Below are 19058 nucleotides of genomic sequence, written 5' to 3' on the forward strand. Positions count from 1 at the left end.
ATAAATACTCCTAAATACTCCGCCAGAGATTTTCTTCCCTCTTAATAGTAAAAGGCTTGGCTAGTGTGAGTGTTTTTATACAAACATATGCTATGAAAACTTGTGTGTCAATATTGTAGGCATAAATGTCAGAATTGTGAATTGATACAAATAAAGGAATTCTACTTTTGTTGCATAATATTTGAATTACTTAAATTTAGAGATTATGGGAAACACAATAGTAAAATGGACTTTATCTGTGTTTGTAGGAATAGCTTTGGTAACCGGTAATGTAAAAGCACAGACAATTATTCTGACAAGTGATCAACAATTGAATGATTTAACAGATCCTGATAAAAAGATAGATAATTCATTAGGATATGATTCTCGGGTGGAAAGTCTTCGTGATGTTTGTAAACGTGGAAAAAGTTATGGTTCAAAAGAACTGATAGTCGCATTTGATGAATTTTTCCGCCAATATCGTACTGATAAAAATACGGAACGCAATCTGACTCCTGATATGGATGAATATGTTGATAAGATAAGAATTATCAGTGATTTTGTTTCTAAGCAGGATATGGGACTATGTCTGAGTTTACTTAGTCCGCTTGAATTAGGTTTGGCTTATAAGAATCAGACAGGGAATAGTGGGCGCTGGCTTGCTTATAAAGTCGGGTTACGGAATCCTAGGACAGGGCAATTCAGTCTGCAGATGTGGCAACAATTGTTTTGGACAAATAATAAAGGACAGACTCCGGTTAAACTTAAAGGTGTAAAGGCTTATGCTTTTAAAGAAAAGGTTGTATCAACCTCTATGCGGTCAGTAAACCCGGAAGATATTGTTTTATTGAAAAATGTAAAATATGAGGTGATTGATTCTATCGGAGTTACGGAGCAAGGAACGATTCCGATGAAGCGCCTGCGTATCTATGGTGATGGTACACAATGTGTAGGTTCTGACCGGGTCATGGTTATGTTGGAATATGAAACTCAGGAAATGGACTATTTTGATCCGGATGCTCCGGGTTTTCTAAATAATTTATTGAAAAAGTACCATGATAAAAAAGTAAATTTGACTTCTCTCTACTCTGATGAAATGCATATTCAACAGGATTGGTTTTATTTTGGTCATCACGAAGAGGGGCAGTTTGCAGAACGTTATTTGACTGAGAATATGGCACGTCGCTATACGGAGAAATATAACCAGAAGTTTGACGATCGTTACATGCTTTATTTTGCTTATGGAGCTCCGATATTTCGTCCAACGACTGATGCTGTTGTTAATATTCAATATGTTTTGGGAGAAACACCGGAGGCGATACATCGTACGTTCTTGCTGCGTGATCGATATTACCGGATGCTGAATGATGATGTTGTTGATTTATTCAGAAATGCAAAAGAGTATGGTGAAAAGCTATTTGGCCATGAATTGAGTACTTCAGCGCATGCTTCGTGGGCTCAAAGTCCGACTATTGATTACTGGAATTGTGAGAAACTTTATAGCAATCGTTATAAATATGAATATACCTCCAATTTTGTTTGGGGCAATACAGTGCATCAGGCATCTGCTGCTTGCTACGATTATTTTAAATGGAGTGAATATTTGCAACCGACCGGTAATGATTTTGCAGAAGGTGGATGGAGTGACCGTAATTATTATGGGGCGGCAATGGCTGCGTCTATTGGTGTGATCAATAAATATCCGAATGCTTATGCTGCAGCCTGGGGTATGCCGGATAAGGCTTTGGAACGTAAAATGGCAGTGAATTATGCCTATGGAGCCAGTCCGAGTGAGCCGATACGCCTGATGACGGGAAATGTGCACCGTGATACTGAGGTATTGATTCTTTATCCGATGAATTTAGTTGCCGTAGAACCGCGTTTTGGCAGTTGGATGACACAATATGGATATGCTAATTATCTGACAGCCGATAAGCTGCTTGAAATGGGTTCCGTACAATCGGACGGACATATTCAGGTTGCAGAAAAGAAGTACGGAACATTGGTCGTTATGTTTGAACCATTGCCGGAAAGGGGATTGCTGGATATGATGGAGTCTTTTATTAAAGCAGGAGGAAAAGTCGTTTGGTTCAGTACTCCACCTCTGGTTGACAAGAGTGGGGTAAATTGTATTGATCAATGGCAAAAACTATTTGGAGCTCAATATCATCATGATTGTTATATGGGAGAAATAGCATCCGGAAAAATAATTGATTTTTCAGAAAGTTTGTCTAATGTTCCGGAGCAGGCGATTCTGACAGATTTTATTGTCGACCGTATTTACCCTGTAACACCGGCTTCCAATGCGGAGATTGTAGCTCATTCTGATAAGAAAGTGATTGGGACAATGGTAAAATATCCGAATGGAGGGATTGCTTGTTATTGTGGTTTCCGTCCGAGGGATGATCAATCGGCAAGTTTGGGTTATGAAACCCGTACATTGTTTGAAATACTGAATGCTTGCGGAGCTTATCCTTCTACCGGGAAATTCGCGGTGAATGATAATCCGTCATATCTTTCAAGGACAGGTGATTATTTTGTCTCTTCTTTTCCGAATTCAACGACGATGGTGGTAGCACATTACCGTACACATGCTGAAAGTTGGTTTGGCGGATTTTCAAGAAATCAGGAAGACGATGCAAAAGTATTACTCGAAAATCCTCTTCCATCAGATCGGATAAACCTAAAACAAGCGAAAATAAATGGGCATGAGGTGTCATTTGACGGACGTTTATCGTTAGGGTTTCGTTTGGACGGTCAGCAGTTGATCGCATTCTCCGGACAGCAATGTAGTGAAATTACTATTGATGGAACCTATTATAAATTTGCTGATAGTCCGGTGGATCTTACATTCTCGCCTGTAGATGATAATATGTCCTCTTACCAAATATATGTGGCTGGTGAAGGTAAAGTAAGTATACCTCTTCCTGAACAGGTGAAAAAAGCAGATGTTCACTTTAATGGTAAAAAGATCAATTGCTCGGTGATCGGTCGTTATCTGACTATGGCGATTTCACCTGCTTATTCCGGAAAAAAATTAGATGTCGTTTTGAAATGATCGTGTTTTATATTGAAGATAAATAAAAAAATATGTTGTTATGAAGTACTATTGGATATTAGGGATAATGTCTTTGTTGTTACTCGTTCCAGCACAGGGACAGGCGCAGGATAAACTTAATTTGTCTGCACAAATGCCGATAATAGCTTGGTATGGTATTAGAGCAAATGAAGCGACAGTTGAACGTTTTAAGGAGTTGAAAGAGGCTGGGTTTACCATAAACTTTAGTGAATATTCGACTATGGAAGAGGTGGAAACAGCACTTGATGCAGCAAATAAAGTTGGCATTCAATTGATAATTGCTTGTCCTGAATTGCGTAAAGAACCAGAGAAAACTGTTCGGAGGTTTATGAAACATCCGGCTGTTGCTGGGTATTTTTTAAGGGATGAACCTGTTGTAGCTGATTTTGCTGCATTAGCAGCCTGGGCTAAAAGGATACAAGCAGTAGACAACAGTAAATTTTGTTACCTGAATTTATTTCCAACAGGAGGAGAGGAACATTTAAAATTTTTAGGTGTTCAGAATTACCGGGAGTATGTTTCCCGTTTTAATAAAGAAGTTCCTTTACCTTTTCTATCTTTCGACCATTATCCGGTTCTTGGTGATAATGTCTTAAAAGCGGAATGGTATGAAAATCTGGAAGAGTTTTCTGGTGAGGCTGCGAAAGTCGGTAAAGATTTCTGGGCGTTTGCTCTTGCGACCAAACATGGACCGTATCCTATTCCGACACAAGCTTCTTTACGGCTACAATTATACAGTGACCTGGTTTATGGAGCTCAGGGATTGCAATATTTTACTTATTGGACGCCGGCTGGTGACTCTTTCTATGATTATCAACATGGACCGATTGGTCTGGATGGTAAACGGACGGAAATTTATGATTTAGTAAAAGAGATGAATGCAGAGATCAAATCAATTGCCGGAATTTTCTTAGGTGCAAAAATTTTATCTGTTAGACATACAGGAAGTGTGATACCAAGAGGAACGAAACGATTGACTAATCTTCCGGAAAAAGTGAAGGTGCTGGATACACATGGATATGGAGCTATTGTTTCGTTGATTGAAAATGGCGATAAAAAATATCTTACTATTGTAAACAGAAGCCTGAAAGATACGATGGAACTTACTTTTTATGCAGATCCGTCCGTAAAACGTGTATTAAAAGATGGTAGTCTTGTTCAGGCTGACACATATACAGCAACCCTGATGATATCTCCGGGAGATATATTGATTTATTTGTTAGAAAAATAGAAAACAGAAAATATATTTATCAAAATTGAAACTTGAAAAATCATTTTTTTAATATTTAATAAAAAAAGAATTTGTTCCTTTGATATTATTAAAATCTATATCACGTATAAATAAATGAGACAGATGGACAGAGACCTAAAAAAGCAGGTTATAACCTGTATGATTGACAAAAAGATTTGTCAATCATACTATTCTATAATAAAATCTTGTGTCTGGTTAGTGTTATTAAAAGATTCCATTTTGGTTATCCTGTGTAAATCATCCCTGGTAGTAAGTAGGGAAACTGGATAAATAACTATTCTTTCCCGTCCTGGGAATTTTCATTCAACTTTTTGTATTTAAAAAAATCATTCATACGAAGCAAATAATCTGTTTTTGATTCGTGGCAGGATCTTTTTTGTCGTAACTGAAGTACTGCCTAAATAATAAATACTTGCAATTAGTGAATAGAAGTTGTGATTTTTTTGTCATAAAACAAAATGTATATGATTGAAAAAATTAACAAAATATACTGAACTGCCTCGGAAGTGAGTTTTCTCTGTTTTGTTGGGATAGGAGAAACTTATGAATCTCTCAAATACATATATAATGATGTATATGCTTTGTTATCAAACTGCTTATAATTAACAATAAGCTAATCTTTTATGAAAAATGTCAGATTAACAAAATTAGGAGGTAAATCCGCCTTACTGATTACCTCATTGTTGTTAACCCCGCTCTATGGTCATTCCGAAAAATCTTATGTTATACCGGAAGGTCAGGAAAAGACTGGAGTTCTTCAGCAAACATTCCAATTAACAGGGATTGTCTTAGATAAAGACGGTTTCCCGCTTATTGGTGTAAACATCATGGAAAATGCAACCAATGGTGCAATTACCGATGCGGATGGTAGATTTTCCATTAAAGTAACTTCACAGTCCGTATTGCGTGTTTCCTATATTGGATATGTAACGCAAACGATAAAAGTTGGGAATCAGAAAGAACTGTCCATTACATTACTGGAAGATACAGAAACACTTGAAGAGGTGGTAGTGGTTGGATATGGTTCTCAAAAGAAAGTGTCTGTAACCGGAGCTGTAGCTGCGATACAGACAAAAGAGTTAAAACAAAGTTCTGCTGCAAATTTGTCGACAGCCCTGGCCGGACGTTTACCGGGTTTGACTGCTTTACAGACATCCGGACAACCCGGAGGTGATGATGTTACATTCTATTTGCGTGGTGCAAGTACGACAAATGGAGCAACTCCTCTGATTTTAATAGACGGCGTGCCACGCGACAATATTTCTACACTGGATCCGAATGAGATTGCTTCCGTATCCATTTTAAAAGATGCTTCCGCTACTGCTGTATTCGGTGTTCGTGGGGCTAATGGAGTTATCATGATTACTACACGCCGTGGCGAAGTTGGGAAAACTGAATTAAGTATTTCTGCAGATTATAGTTTGCAGCAATTTACCGCACAAGCGGATCGTATTCACTCCTGGGAGTTTGCCGAGTTACGTAATCAGGCATTTCGTAATGATGGGTATTCTGAAGCCGATTTACCTTATACGGACTATATGATTGATATGTATAGGAGTGGCAAAGATCCCGTATTTTATCCGGATAGAGATGTCTATAATGAATTTTTTAAGAAATGGGCTCCTCAAACTCGTGTTAATGTAAATATGAGCGGTGGTACTGAAAAATTAAGCTATTTTATGAATGCGGCTTATTTGGGACAAGGAGGACAGTTCCGTACTGAATCAGAGAAAGATTTAGGATATGATCCAAGTTATAAGTCGGATCGTTATAATTTTCGTGCAAACTTAGATTATAAGGTTGCCTCCAATTTGAAACTCTCTCTGAATCTGGCATCTTATTTGGAAAAAGTAAATACTCCGCAAACAAAAACTCTTTTTGGAGGTAGCGTTCCCGCTATGATTGAAAATATGAGGGCTTATATTTGGGGAACACCTCCAACAGATCCGGGGCCATTGACCGCAGATGGCTATACATTGATAGATGGAACATCTGTTCCGGCTGGTGAGGTCATAAATCAGTCCGGTCAGGATCGTAATACTTACGGGGAAATAAATCGTAGAGGATATCAGCAGGAAACAAATACCAATTTAAATTCCTCTTTAATAGTAGATTGGGGACTGGATTTTATAACGAAAGGACTGAGTACCAAATTTATGATCTCTTTTGATTCAAAAGCCGTGACAACCTTGCAGGGAGTTCGTTCGTATGATGCTTATGGTGTATCGGTCGCTAGAACAGCAGAGGAACAATCTTATTATACAAAAGTAAGAACAAATGAAAATAATGCTATTTCTCTTTCGAAGTCTATGTCGACCAACTATTATATGAATATGCAATATTCGTTGAATTATGTCCGGAAATTTGGGGTACATGATGTAACGGGGATGGCTTTGGTTCAGCGTGATAATTGGCAGGAATATGCAGCGGATCTGCCTTATAATATGTTAGGAGTTTCAGCGCGTGCTACTTATGGATATGATTCTCGTTATTTGGCAGAAGTAAATATTGGGTATAATGGTTCCGAGCAATTTGCCAAGGGACATCGTTTTGGCTTTTTCCCGGCTTTCTCTGCAGGCTGGGTAGTAAGTAATGAAAGTTTCCTGAAAGATAATAAGGTTGTTTCTAACTTGAAGTTACGGGCATCTTATGGTAAAGTCGGTAATGATAAATTGGGTAGTACACGTTTCCTGTATATAAGTAACATTACGAGTGGTGGTGGAGTGATACCTTCTTTAGGACGTGGACAAGCCATATCACAAGGGAAATTAGGAAATACCAATTTGAGCTGGGAAATTGCTTATAAACAAAATTATGGTATTGATATTCAGTTGTTTAATGAGCTTTCTTTTACGTTTGACTATTTTAAAGAAAAACGTGAAGGTGTATTGATTTCCCGTGGTACGGTTCCGGAAATTCAGGGAGTAGCTCTTGGCAATTTACCAAAAGTCAATATGGGACGTATTGATAATCATGGATATGAATTAGAAGCAACTTACAATAAGCGATTAAATGATGATTGGTCATTTACGGTAAAGGGAAATTTTGCGTATAATAAGAATACCCAACGTTTTATGGATGAAGCACAGAAGACTGCTGATTATGCATATCGCTACAGGAGTACAGGATACAGTATCGGACAGTGTTTCGGATATAAAATAGACTATAGTAACGGTAATGGATATATCAATACACAGGAAGAGCTGGACAAAGCTTTGGCTACTTATCAGGTAGGAGGAACTCCTCGTATGGGGGATTTTCTTTATATCGATATAAATGAAGACGGTGTAATTGATGAGAAGGATCAGGCCCCGATCAAGTATAGTGATATACCTCGTATTACATATGGTTTTTCAGGTTCTGTAAATTGGAAAAATTTTGATTTTTCATTCTTATTTTCCGGTATGGCCAAGGCATCCCGTGTATATACTGGTTGGGGAGCTACAGAATTTGGTTTGGTTGGTTTCTATAGTGATTATCATTTGCAGGCCTGGACTCCTGAACGTTATGCAAATGGTGAAGAAATTAAATACCCGGCTTTGGCGTCCTCTCCCGGAACTAGCCAGAAGGCAAATGATTTCTTTATTATGGATCGCTCTTTCTTACGTTTGAAGAATATAGAACTAGGGTATACATTACCTAAAAAGCTTTTGAAGAAAGTCGGAATTAATAGTACACGAATTTATGTAAACGGGAATAACCTATTGACATGGAAAGCCATGAAAACAGATGCAATCGACCCGGAACAAAGTGCAGAGCTAAATTATCCGATTACTAAGATGATGAATTTTGGTATTAATGTGACATTTTAATCATTGAAAGGAGAGTTATATGAAACTAACATATTTCTTAATATCTTCAGTTGTTCTGCTGGGAACATTGAATTCTTGTTCTGATGTCCTGGATGTAGCTCCTGACGGAACGCTCACTATGGAGGAAGTATATGCAGACCCGGATAAAGTAGGGGCTTTATTGAATGCTTGTTATAACAATATTCCTCAAAAGGGGTATGCCTATTGGTTTTTCGATCCTTTATTGACGGCTTGTACTGATGAAGGATGGTCTTCGGAAGAGGTGCAAGGTACAAGTATTCAGGCAATGTATAATGCGAATGAATCGGCTTCATCTCATCCGATAAGAGATATGCACGACGGACATGGTGCTGCCAATAGTGCTTATTGGACCAGATACTGGCAACAAATACGTCTGTGCAACCAGTTTTTGGAAAATATAGGAACGGCGGCTGTTAACAGTGAAACCGAACGTGCTCGTTTTACTGCCGAGGCACATGTTATGCGCGCATTTTTTTATTCCGAGTTGGTTAAATGGTTTGGGAAAGTTCCCATCGTGGATAAAACGGTGGCGTTTGATGCTGATTTTTCTACATTAAGACGCGAAACGGTATATGATGTGGTTAAATTTATTGTAGAAGATTGTGATGCCGGTCTCAATTCTGCAGAACTTCCCTGGCGTATCACAACAGAAGATGAAGCTATGCGGGCAACCAAAGCATTGGCTTGGGCTATTAAATCTAAAATGATGTTGTTTGCGGCCAGTCCTTTGTTTAATGAGGGAGAAGATCATTGGGAAGAAGCTTATCAGATGAATAAGCAAGCAGTGGAGGAATTGAAAGAGAATGGGTATGAATTATTTTCCACATGTACAAATCCTTCTACATTTGGAACATATGGTGCCGCGGCTTTCCATCAACTGGTTTGTCAGAATGCAGACTATTCAGCAGGACCACGTGATAAAGAAACGATTTGGCAACATCGCGCCGGTGGTGTTTTTGTGTGGCATGTCGGTTATATAGGAAGTAGTATGGATGGTACTTACAAATGTGGGACATGCCCTACTCAGGAGCTGGTCGATGCTTTTGAAACAGCAGATGGTCAACCGATACTCGATTTGTCTAAACCTTATTTGGACGACAAACATTTGCAACCGAACTATAATCCTGCAAATAAACTGTATGATCCTAAAAATCCATATAAAAATCGGGATCCTCGTTTGACTGCAACTGTTTTATGTAATGGTGATTCTTTAATATGGAACAATGGAGAAGTTTTTACAGTAGAAACTTATGTTGATGGTCGACATGGGATTAGTCTGGATCCGTCGGACAGAGCTCACAGTCGTACAGGTTATTATCATCGGAAATTAGTTACTCCGCAGGCTTCCAATACGAATCCGATAAATAATTCAAACTGGAAGTTCTTCCGATTAGGAGAAATTATCCTGAATTATGCAGAAGCGGCAGCAGAATCGGGACATATAGCAGAGGCTAAAGCTGCTGTAGATGAGATAAGGGCCCGTGTGAATATGCCAGCTTTACCTGCAGGTTTATCAAAAGATGAAATGATTTTGCGTGTCCGCAATGAACGGCGTGTTGAATTAGCCTGGGAAGAGGTACGATATTTTGATTTGCGTCGTTGGCAGAAGCCGGATGGAAATTTGAATGCTACATGCCGCTGGTTGACAGGAATGAGAATTACAAAAAATAATGATGGCTCATTTAATTACCAACGGTATAACATCTCGTCAAATCCACGTGGTGGATATCAGAATAGAGATTTATTATTGCCATTACCGTTGGACGAGGTGTCCCGTTTAGAGTCAACAACAGGAGTTTCCTGGCAAAATCAGGGATGGTAATATGCTGTATAACTTGAAAAGAATCTAATTATGAGCTACATAAAAAATAAAATATCCATATTGGCAGTTTGTGCTTGCTTGAGTTCTCCGGGAATATTAAGTTGGGCACAGAATGCAGATCCTTCTATTCAATTGAAAGGGTTTGTCATTGATGAGTTTGGAAAGCCGGTTTCCGGAGCTCTTTTAAAGTCGGAAAATGGGAAATGCGAGTATCTGACAAGAGTTGATGGTACGTATGAAATTGATATAAAGGATGGTAGTCGATATATTACGGTTTCATATATCGGTTATGATGATAAAAAGGTTTCTGTTGTAAATTTGGAAGATCAGGAATCTATTCAGTTGTCATATGATGCTGAGAAAATGGATGAGATGATCGATTTAGGATATATGTCGTTACCCCGGAAGGCGGTAACCGGAGCTGTTTCCAGAGCTTTGGGGTCCGATTTGGATAAATCTCCTGAATCGAACTTAACAAAAACTTTTGCAGGTCGGTTTACCGGACTGACGACCATAGAAACAAATTCTGAATTATCCCGAGGAGCGTTGAGTTCTTCATCGACTGGGGTAACGCAACTGATCCGAGGACTTTCGACTATCAACGGACGGGAACCTTTAGTTATTGTGGATGGTATCATTTGTCCTAATACGAATTATACGTATATTACTCCTAAAGAAATAGAATCAATAACTATACTGAAGGATGCTGCGACAACTGCTATTTATGGTATTCAGGGTGCAAATGGTGTAATTTCGATTAAGACCAAGCAGGGACACATCGGAAAAACAAAAGTAGAGGTGAATTTCGACCAGTCATTTCAGCAAATGACGAAAGAACCTCTGTTTATTAATTCTTCTGATTACACAACAATGAGAAATCAGGCTGGATATAATGATGGTTTGGGGGCTTATTCTCAGTTCTCTAAAACAGAGATTGAACAATTTCAGGCTGGAGGCAATGAATTATATCCGAATAATAATTGGTATAAAATGTTTATACGGCCTTTGACTTTAATGTCCAGAGTTGGTGTTAATGTAAAAGGAGGAACCGACAGGGTTCGTTATTTTTCAAATGTGAATTATATGCACCAGCAGTTGCCGTTTAAAACGGCTAATGAAAGTGATTCCAAATATGATCCGACTCCTAAAAATAACTGGTTTAATTTCCGGTCGAATATTGATGTGAAAATAAATGATTATTTAAGTGGCTTCATGCGGTTGTCCGGAAATATTAAAACAGAAAAGACTGCGGGTTATGGAAATGAGACTATTTATAATCATATATTTAATCTGCCGCCGACTATGTATGGTCCGTTGACCCCGGCTGGAGAAGGTCTTAGCAATGGCAATCAGGTCGTAACACATGATAATGAAAAAACTCCTGTATATGGGATGTTGAACCGTTCGGGTTATATTCAGGCTCTTGTCGCTAATATCAACGCACAGGCCGGGTTGACTTTGGACATGGGTTTTCTAACTAAAGGTCTCTCCGTAAGTGGGACAATGGCTTATCAAACGAATTCGGTGAATCAGACGACTACGACTCAGAATTTTGAACGTTATGTTCGTTCAAAGGATTTGTCAAAGTTGGATTTTTCATTATTGGGTTCAGATAGCAATACCCCTCTTTCTTACGGAAAAAGTTCCACTTTCTATTATAATTTGAATCTTTTTGCGAATGTAGATTATAAACGTACGTTTGGTGATCATAGTGTTAGTGCTATGGGATATGTTTTTTATTTGCAACAGGAGAAAGAAGTCTCTTCCGGATCCGGTATGTTACCGTATAAGCGTGAAAGTTTGGGACTTACTGCAACCTATGGTTACAAAGACCGTTATTTTGTAAAAGCAGATCTGGGATATTCGGGTTCTGAGCAGTTCCATCCGGATAACCGGTATATCGTGACTCCGGCTATTTCCGGTGCCTGGATCGTTTCTGATGAAGCTTTTATGGAGAACTTGAATTGGTTAAGTAATTTGAAATTAAGAGCTTCGTATGGTATTACGGCAAATGACCAACTGGGGGGAGAACGATTTTTATATCTGGATTATATCGATGTAAACGGAAATGAAGGGTTAAAAGGTAATCCGGATTTGATGGCAGAGAAGATGAAAAAGCAGAATTATGGTTTTGACCTGGGGGTGTTCAATGAATTAACCGTTTCGTTTGATTGGTATAAATCTTTATGTGATAATATGCTGGTCAGTAGTGCCGGTCTGGTTCCTGAATATCAGGGAACTGTACTTTCCAACTATCCGAAGACAAATACGGGAAAAATGGAAAATCATGGCTTTGAAATAGAGGCGATGTATGATAAAAAGATAAACGAAGACTGGTCTTTTTACGTGGGTGGCGCTTTCAGTTATAATAAGAATAAGGTTATTAATATTAATGAATCTCCTTATTCAAATGAATATGCTTATCCGTATCGTACAGAAGGTTTTAGTTATGGTCAACAGTGGGGATATCTGATTGATTATAGCAATGGCAATGGTATGTTTAATTTTCAGGAAGAATTAGAAAATAGCGGTTTAAAGTATGCATTTGGAACTCCTCGTGTCGGTGATTTTATTTATCAGGATTTAAACGGTGATAAAATAATAGATGAAAAGGATAAGGCTCCAATCTTGAATACTTCAATTCCGCAGCAGTACTATAGCTTCTCCGGAGGTTTTAAATATAAGGGTTTTGAGGTAAATCTATTATTTCAGGGTGTAGGTAAATTTTCCAGAACGATCAGTGGTGTAGGTGCATATGAATCTGAATATCAGGGTGTATTTACTGATCTTCATTTAAAAGCATGGACTCCTGAGCGTTGGAATAATGGAGAAGAGATTACTTACCCGGCTTTGTCGTTGAAAGCATCTACTAATCATCAGCCGAACAGTTTCTTTATTATGGATGCATCTTACTTGCGTTTAAAAAACGCAGAGATCGCTTATACATTGCCTTTGAATACATCAAAGAAAGTTTTTGCAGAAAAAATCCGTTTTTCTTTAAGCGGACAGAATTTGTTTACGATCGATAATATGCGCTCTAAACATATAGATCCGGAAGTGGCCAACATGGGTACTTTCCAACCGTATAGAGTGTATAATATCGGGGTGAGCTTAACATTTTAAATATAGATATTATGAAGAATCTGATTAATATATTGATAGTTGCCGCTTTCGCGTTGTGTTGTTCTTCCTGTGCGGACTTGGATATAGCTTCCGATGGTCGTGTGTCGTTGAATGATATTTTCAATCGGTACGAACGTACATCTGCTTATTACTCCAATTGCCTGGGATATATGCCTCAGGTTGGATTTACGTATGAAAATACCAATACACCCTTGGCTTCTTTTTGTGATGAAGCTCATGATGCGAATGACAATCAGGATGGTCCTGTATCCAAATGGTATAAAGGGTATACAACTTCTGAATATAATCCGTTAACAGCCAGCTATATGGATCCCTGGTCGCATTATTTTGAGGGTATTCGTCGTTGTAATACATTTTTACTTTGTATCGATGATCCGGAAATGGCCACTTATGCTTTTAATGAAGTGGAAAAGAACGGTTGGATTGCAGAGGTCCGTGTTGCACGTGCATTTTATTATTTACAACTGATAAAACGTTATGGGGGAGTTCCTTTAATTGAGACTCCTTACGAGACAAATCATGATTTCTCAACAGACAAACGTTCCTCTTTTGAAGAATGTGCGGATTTTATTATTGCAGAATGTGATAAAGCTTTGGCTACAGCAGAATCTGAGGGACAATCAGTTGGTTTCCGTTGGCAAATTAATGATAATGAAAGAGGGAAACTGACACGGGCTTTTGCTTGTGCTGTAAAATCTCAGACAGCTTTGTATGCAGCAAGTCCTTTGTGGAATGATAACGGTGCTGGTAAATATACCTGGGAAAAAGCAACAGAAATAACAAAAGAAACTTTAGATCTTTGTTTGAAACATGGTTTTGAGTTGTATAGCCAGGCTCCGGATCCTACAATCGCCCAAAATGCATATGCATATTATTTTATTACCCGGTCGGACCCAAGCCGTTCGTGGGATAAGGAAACTATTTATGAAACGACTTCCTGGCGTACAAATGTTTGGAAATTTGCAGGTACTCCTATCACAAGTGGTATGGAGAAGGCTGGTGCCGGACCTTCGCAGGAATTGATAGATAGTTATGAGATGATTGATGGTACTCAACCTATTTTAGGTTATTCGGATGCTGAACATTTACAACCTATTCTGAATACGGCTTCCTCTTATGATCCGAAAAATCCGTATGCAAATCGTGATCCTCGTTTTTATGCATCGATCTATCATAACGGATCAATCCGTTATTTGGATCAACCGAATGGAGATGTTGTAGAAACATATGTGGGTGGAAATTGTGGTATATCTGATAATGTGACAGATATTCGTTATACCCGTACTGGATATTACATGCGTAAATTCAATAATTTCAAATCCGGAATTGGGCAGGATGCAGATGGGCTTATGCGTATTTTCCGTTTGGGGGAATTGTATTTGAATTTTGCAGAGGCGGCTTATCAGGCTGTAGGCCCGGATGTTCAGGTCGCTTCAAAAGTAGGGGCAGAAGCATTGTCTGCCAGAGATGCGGTTAATAAGATCAGAACTCGTGCCGGTATGCCGGTTTTATCTGCCGGTATGTCGAAAGATGCTTTTGAAAAACGTTATAGAAATGAACGGCGTGTGGAATTGGCATTCGAGGAACATCGTTTCTTTGATGTTCGTCGTTGGAAAATTTTAAGTGAAACAGACAATTTTGTGACAGGAATGAAAATTGTAAAAGAAGATGATGGAACTTTCACTTATAATCGAATCAAACTTGCATCCCGCGGAACAAATACTGATAAATATTTGCTTTACCCGATTAAACAAACAGAAGTAGCTAAGATGCTGAAGCATACGGGTACTAACTGGCAGAATCCGGGGTGGTAATTGAGAATATAATTAAAAAAAGCATACAATGAAGAAATATATTCTATTCATAATGTTCATCTCGCTTTTTATATATGGATGCGACGATGATGACAATAATAAGGGAAATATAGATCCTGTCACCAATGTGGAGTGTACACCTTTTATTGGTTCTGTGACATTGAATTGGACGAATCCGACAGAGGCCGATTATTATTATACATTGATTTCTTATCAAAATTCTCAGGGAGAAAATGTGAATAAAAAGGTTAGTAAATATAGTGCTGATACAAGTAATAACGTATCGGTAGTTGTTGGAGGATTTACGGATACGGAAGAACATGAGTTTGTTTTAACCTCTTATGGCTATAGTGGAGCGTCCTCTTCGTCCGTAACGGTGAAAGGCATTCCTCTAGGCATAGAGAAGGCAAAAGATTATGTGATTGAAACTGTTGGAATAGAGTCTGCCAGTGGAGGTGCTAAAATTACCTGGACGAATGAGACATTCGTTGGTGTCGACTTAATAGTTTCATATTTAGATAAAAAGAATGTGGAGCAGGTAGTTACGATTAATGCAACTCAAACAGGGGCATATACTGTTACCGGTTTTATTGCTGAAACAAAATTGACGGTTTGTGCAGTGAATCAGTTAGATGGCAGTAAGTCTGTTGAAAGAGAGTTTATGATCACTCCGACCATAGATCCGGATGATGTCGTTTATCCGGATGTGGAATATGTCACTTTCCAGGCAAATATGAATGATATGACATTAGTTGCTTCTAATCCGGAAAATTCGAATGAATATACAATTGTTACGACCGGAGGGGATCCTTATATTTATTCAAACGGTTTGTCTGCGGCAAAAGAAGGTTCTACTATGGTGTTCCGATATAAGTCTACTAAGAGTATTAAACTTCAGATATTCTGGTGTACTTCATCTTCCGGACCGTCTGAAGCCAATTCGACGACGATAGAGTTTCCGGCAGCAGAGGAATGGACAACATTTGAACAAGATTATACAGCAGGAATGGTTACTGTCGGCTGGGGTAGTTCTGGTGATTATATGCGTTGTGATTTCGGCACTAATGCAGATGTGACAATAAACATCAGAAATATACGATTTAAATGATTTTTCGATAAATCTGAATAGTAGAGGAGGGTGTATGCAGATAATTTCCGAAAAAAAACTTTGTAGCACCCTCATTTATATCTATGAAAAGTAATTTAAATATATCTTTAGATGTTATTTTCATCAGATATAATAAATCAAGGAATATATGAAGTCAAAGAGTGTTTGTTTTTTGTTGTTTTTTATTTCTCTTTTTGGGTTTATGGGATGTACTGAAGGCTATTCCGGAGGTAAAGTGAAAGTGGTGGATTTAAAGTGTCGCGGTTTGGTCAACCCGGAAGGGGTTGATGAAGCTGTTCTTAGTTGGCGCATCGAGTCAGAAGAGAATAATGTTACTCAATCTGCCTGGGAAATAGAGATTGCTTCTTCCCGAAAAGACTTAGAGAAGGGAAATAATATTTGGAGTTCAGGAAAGAGGGAATCGGAGCAACAAGTGAATGTTCGTCCGGATGTCGCTATACTGGAACAAGGATCGCTTTATTGGTGGCGTTTACGTATTTGGGATGGAAAAGGGCAAGTGACAAGCTGGAGTGAACCAGCATCTTTTTCCCTAGGACTAAATACGTCTGATTGGAAAGCGAAATGGATAACTTCTGTTTGGAAGCAAGATGGTCCGATGCCTTATTTTCGTAAGGAATTTAATACAGAGAAGACAGGAACGCAACTACAGAGAGCTGTTGTTTATTTTTGTGGTTTGGGATGTGGTGATCTTTATTTGAATGGTCGACTTGTCGATAAAAAGAGGATTCTCGATCCTGCTCAAACGAATTATGAGCAGTATGCTTTGTATTCAACATTTGATATCACATCCGGATTGGTAAAAGGCGAAAACTGTTTAGGCGTGATGCTCGGTGAAGGCTGGTACGGACAAGACAAAGTCTGGGGGGCCTGGGCGAAGTATGGCGATCCTCTTTTCAGATTGCAAATGGAAATAACTTATGAAGATGGTTCTAAGGAAACGATCGTTTCGGATGAATCCTGGCAATGGATTCCCGGACCGGTATTAAAAGGTAATATTTATGCAGGTGAAGTTTATGATGCAACAAGGGAAATCAAAGACTGGTCAAAGGCTGGAATTTTAGCGGATAATTGGAATGAGGCTGTACTGGCTGAAAGCAATATTCCGATAGATTTATATCCTCAGCTTATAGAACCTATCCGTTTAAAAAATGAGATCAAAGCTGTGAAGAAATGGAAAGATCCTTCCGGTAACTGGGTATTTGATTTTGGAGTGAATATTGCCGGTGTGCCACAAATAAAGGTAAAGCAACCCAAAGGGACGCATTTGAAAATGCGGATGGGAGAACTTCTTCGTGAGGACGGCTCGGTAGAATATAATACGACTGGCGTATTTGCAACAGGTGTCGTACAAACGGACGAATACATCTGTGCCGGAAATGGGCAGGAGGTTTGGAATCCTCGTTTTACATACCATGGTTATCGTTATTTAGAACTTTCCGGTATGGTGACGGAACCCGAATTGGATTGGATAAAAACGATACTTGTACATACCGATGTTAACAAGAGAGGTGAATTTGAGTGTTCGGATCAACAGATCAATAAGTTGCATGAGCTGGCGATCAGGACAATGCTAAGTAATACGCATGGTCTACCGACAGATTGCCCCCATAGAGAACGATGTGGCTGGTTAGGAGATGCACATGCCGTAGCTCCTTTCGAGAATTATAATTTTGACCTGAATAATTTCTGGATGAAATATATGAAGGACATAAGTTCCACCTCTTCCGTTTTTGAAAAAAATACACTTCATCAAAAGCTTTTCAATACGATCTTCTATTTTGCAGATAAAGCACCGGGAATCCCATATATGATCGCTCCAGGAAAACGTCTTTGCGGGGTTGCTTCTCCGGATTGGGGGACAGCTGTTGTTCAATTACCCTGGTATACTTATTTGTATTTTGGAAATGAGGAACCTTTACGTACATATTATCATGAAATGAAACAATGGGTGGAACATGTGGAACATTTGTCGGTTAACGATACGCTTCCAACCAGACATATTGTGCCTTATGGTTTGGGGGATTGGTGTCCGCCGGAAGGAAACAATACGATTGATTGTCCTGTCCCATTAAGTTCTACCGCCTTTCATTATTTAGATGCATCCATTATGGCTAAAACAGCGGCTATATTAGGTAATGATGACGATGCTGAATATTTTAACAATTTGAAAAACAAGATAGCTGCAGCTTTTGTTTCTGAATTTTATGACAAAGAAAATAAAACGTTCGGAAGTCAGACTGCTGATGCGATGGCTCTTGATTTTGGGTTGGTTCCTGCAGGAGATGAGAGAGCTGTTTCTGATGCAATAGCCAGAAATATGAAGGAGAAGTATAATAATTTCATGCATACCGGGATCTTTGGTTTGGGACGTATCGGACAAGCCTTATCGCGTTTTGGCAATGGTAAAGCCGCATGGGATATGTTCACTAAAACAGGCGAAAATAGTTTTGCTTATATGTGGACGGATGCAGATGCAACCTCTCTTTGGGAAGTTCTTCCGATAAACAAGAAGAGTAAGGAGGTATGCTTAACCGGATCTTCACTGAATCATCCCATGCAAGGAGGTTATGATACCTGGTTTTATGAAGATATAGCGGGGATACGTCCGGATATATCAGGACCGGGATTTAAAGTAATACGCTTTGAACCGACAATGACCTCCTTTTTAGATTGGGCGAAGGCATCGATAGATACGTCTTATGGGAAAACAGAAAGCGAGTGGTCTCAGGAAAATGATCGGTTGATCTGGAAAATAACATTACCTCCCAATACTTCAGGTATTGTTGCTTTACCCGATAATAAAAAGATAGATGTCAATAAACGAGTTTTTGATAAAGACGATTATCCGCTTATTGAAAACAGGGGAGATGTCTCTTTTTACAGATTTCCGTCAGGAATATACCGGATAGAAATTTATCAGGAAAAGTAACCCGGATTGCTTTTCCTGGTAATAATCTTTTGTTACCGAATGAATGCGGGATTCGTTTTTGAATCTTGGATCGGTTT

The 19058-nt window shown here is 38.8% G+C and carries 8 protein-coding genes; all 8 read left to right on the forward strand.

What is annotated here, in order from left to right; all coding sequences use genetic code 11:
* Positions 1 to 205 precede the first annotated feature (205 nt).
* The 8 genes from IEY67_RS14820 (at position 206) to IEY67_RS14855 (ending at position 18981) form a co-directional block, all read left to right on the forward strand.
* Complete coding sequence (locus IEY67_RS14820) at positions 206 to 3037, forward strand: hypothetical protein (protein WP_122375044.1); 2832 nt, start codon at positions 206 to 208, stop codon at positions 3035 to 3037.
* A 40-nt stretch (positions 3038 to 3077) separates the two neighbouring features.
* Positions 3078 to 4289 carry a hypothetical protein gene (locus IEY67_RS14825; RefSeq protein WP_183672124.1) on the forward strand — a complete coding sequence of 404 codons (1212 nt, stop codon included), beginning with the start codon at positions 3078 to 3080 and terminating at the stop codon, positions 4287 to 4289.
* Positions 4290 to 4933: 644 nt separating this feature from the next.
* Positions 4934 to 8122 carry a SusC/RagA family TonB-linked outer membrane protein gene (locus IEY67_RS14830; RefSeq protein ID WP_183672125.1) on the forward strand — a complete coding sequence of 1063 codons (3189 nt, stop codon included), beginning with the start codon at positions 4934 to 4936 and terminating at the stop codon, positions 8120 to 8122.
* A 19-nt stretch (positions 8123 to 8141) separates the two neighbouring features.
* Positions 8142 to 9965, forward strand: a complete 1824-nt coding sequence (locus IEY67_RS14835) for a RagB/SusD family nutrient uptake outer membrane protein (RefSeq protein ID WP_122353794.1) — start codon at positions 8142 to 8144, stop codon at positions 9963 to 9965.
* A gap of 30 nt (positions 9966 to 9995) precedes the next feature.
* Positions 9996 to 13088, forward strand: coding sequence for a SusC/RagA family TonB-linked outer membrane protein (locus tag IEY67_RS14840; RefSeq protein ID WP_183672126.1), 3093 nt, complete (start codon positions 9996 to 9998; stop codon positions 13086 to 13088).
* 11 nt (positions 13089 to 13099) lie between these two features.
* Complete coding sequence (locus IEY67_RS14845) at positions 13100 to 14923, forward strand: RagB/SusD family nutrient uptake outer membrane protein (protein WP_183672127.1); 1824 nt, start codon at positions 13100 to 13102, stop codon at positions 14921 to 14923.
* 28 nt (positions 14924 to 14951) lie between these two features.
* Positions 14952 to 16031, forward strand: coding sequence for a DUF4959 domain-containing protein (locus IEY67_RS14850; protein WP_183672128.1), 1080 nt, complete (start codon positions 14952 to 14954; stop codon positions 16029 to 16031).
* 148 nt (positions 16032 to 16179) lie between these two features.
* On the forward strand, positions 16180 to 18981 hold the full coding sequence (locus tag IEY67_RS14855; protein WP_183672129.1) for an alpha-L-rhamnosidase: 2802 nt from the start codon (positions 16180 to 16182) through the stop codon (positions 18979 to 18981).
* The last annotated feature ends 77 nt before the right edge of the window (positions 18982 to 19058 follow it).

It is taken from the genome of Parabacteroides faecis, from assembly GCF_014647375.1.
Lineage (GTDB): Bacteria > Bacteroidota > Bacteroidia > Bacteroidales > Tannerellaceae > Parabacteroides > Parabacteroides faecis.

Excerpts from the sequence above, each read along its gene's own strand:
- IEY67_RS14830 (WP_183672125.1), top strand. The coding sequence starts at position 4,934 with ATGAAAAATGTCAGATTAACAAAATTAGGAGGTAAATCCGCCTTACTG.
- IEY67_RS14850 (WP_183672128.1), top strand. The coding sequence starts at position 14,952 with ATGAAGAAATATATTCTATTCATAATGTTCATCTCGCTTTTTATATAT.
- IEY67_RS14855 (WP_183672129.1), top strand. The coding sequence starts at position 16,180 with ATGAAGTCAAAGAGTGTTTGTTTTTTGTTGTTTTTTATTTCTCTTTTT.
- IEY67_RS14845 (WP_183672127.1), top strand. The coding sequence starts at position 13,100 with ATGAAGAATCTGATTAATATATTGATAGTTGCCGCTTTCGCGTTGTGT.
- IEY67_RS14840 (WP_183672126.1), top strand. The coding sequence starts at position 9,996 with ATGAGCTACATAAAAAATAAAATATCCATATTGGCAGTTTGTGCTTGC.
- IEY67_RS14825 (WP_183672124.1), top strand. The coding sequence starts at position 3,078 with ATGAAGTACTATTGGATATTAGGGATAATGTCTTTGTTGTTACTCGTT.
- IEY67_RS14820 (WP_122375044.1), top strand. The coding sequence starts at position 206 with ATGGGAAACACAATAGTAAAATGGACTTTATCTGTGTTTGTAGGAATA.
- IEY67_RS14835 (WP_122353794.1), top strand. The coding sequence starts at position 8,142 with ATGAAACTAACATATTTCTTAATATCTTCAGTTGTTCTGCTGGGAACA.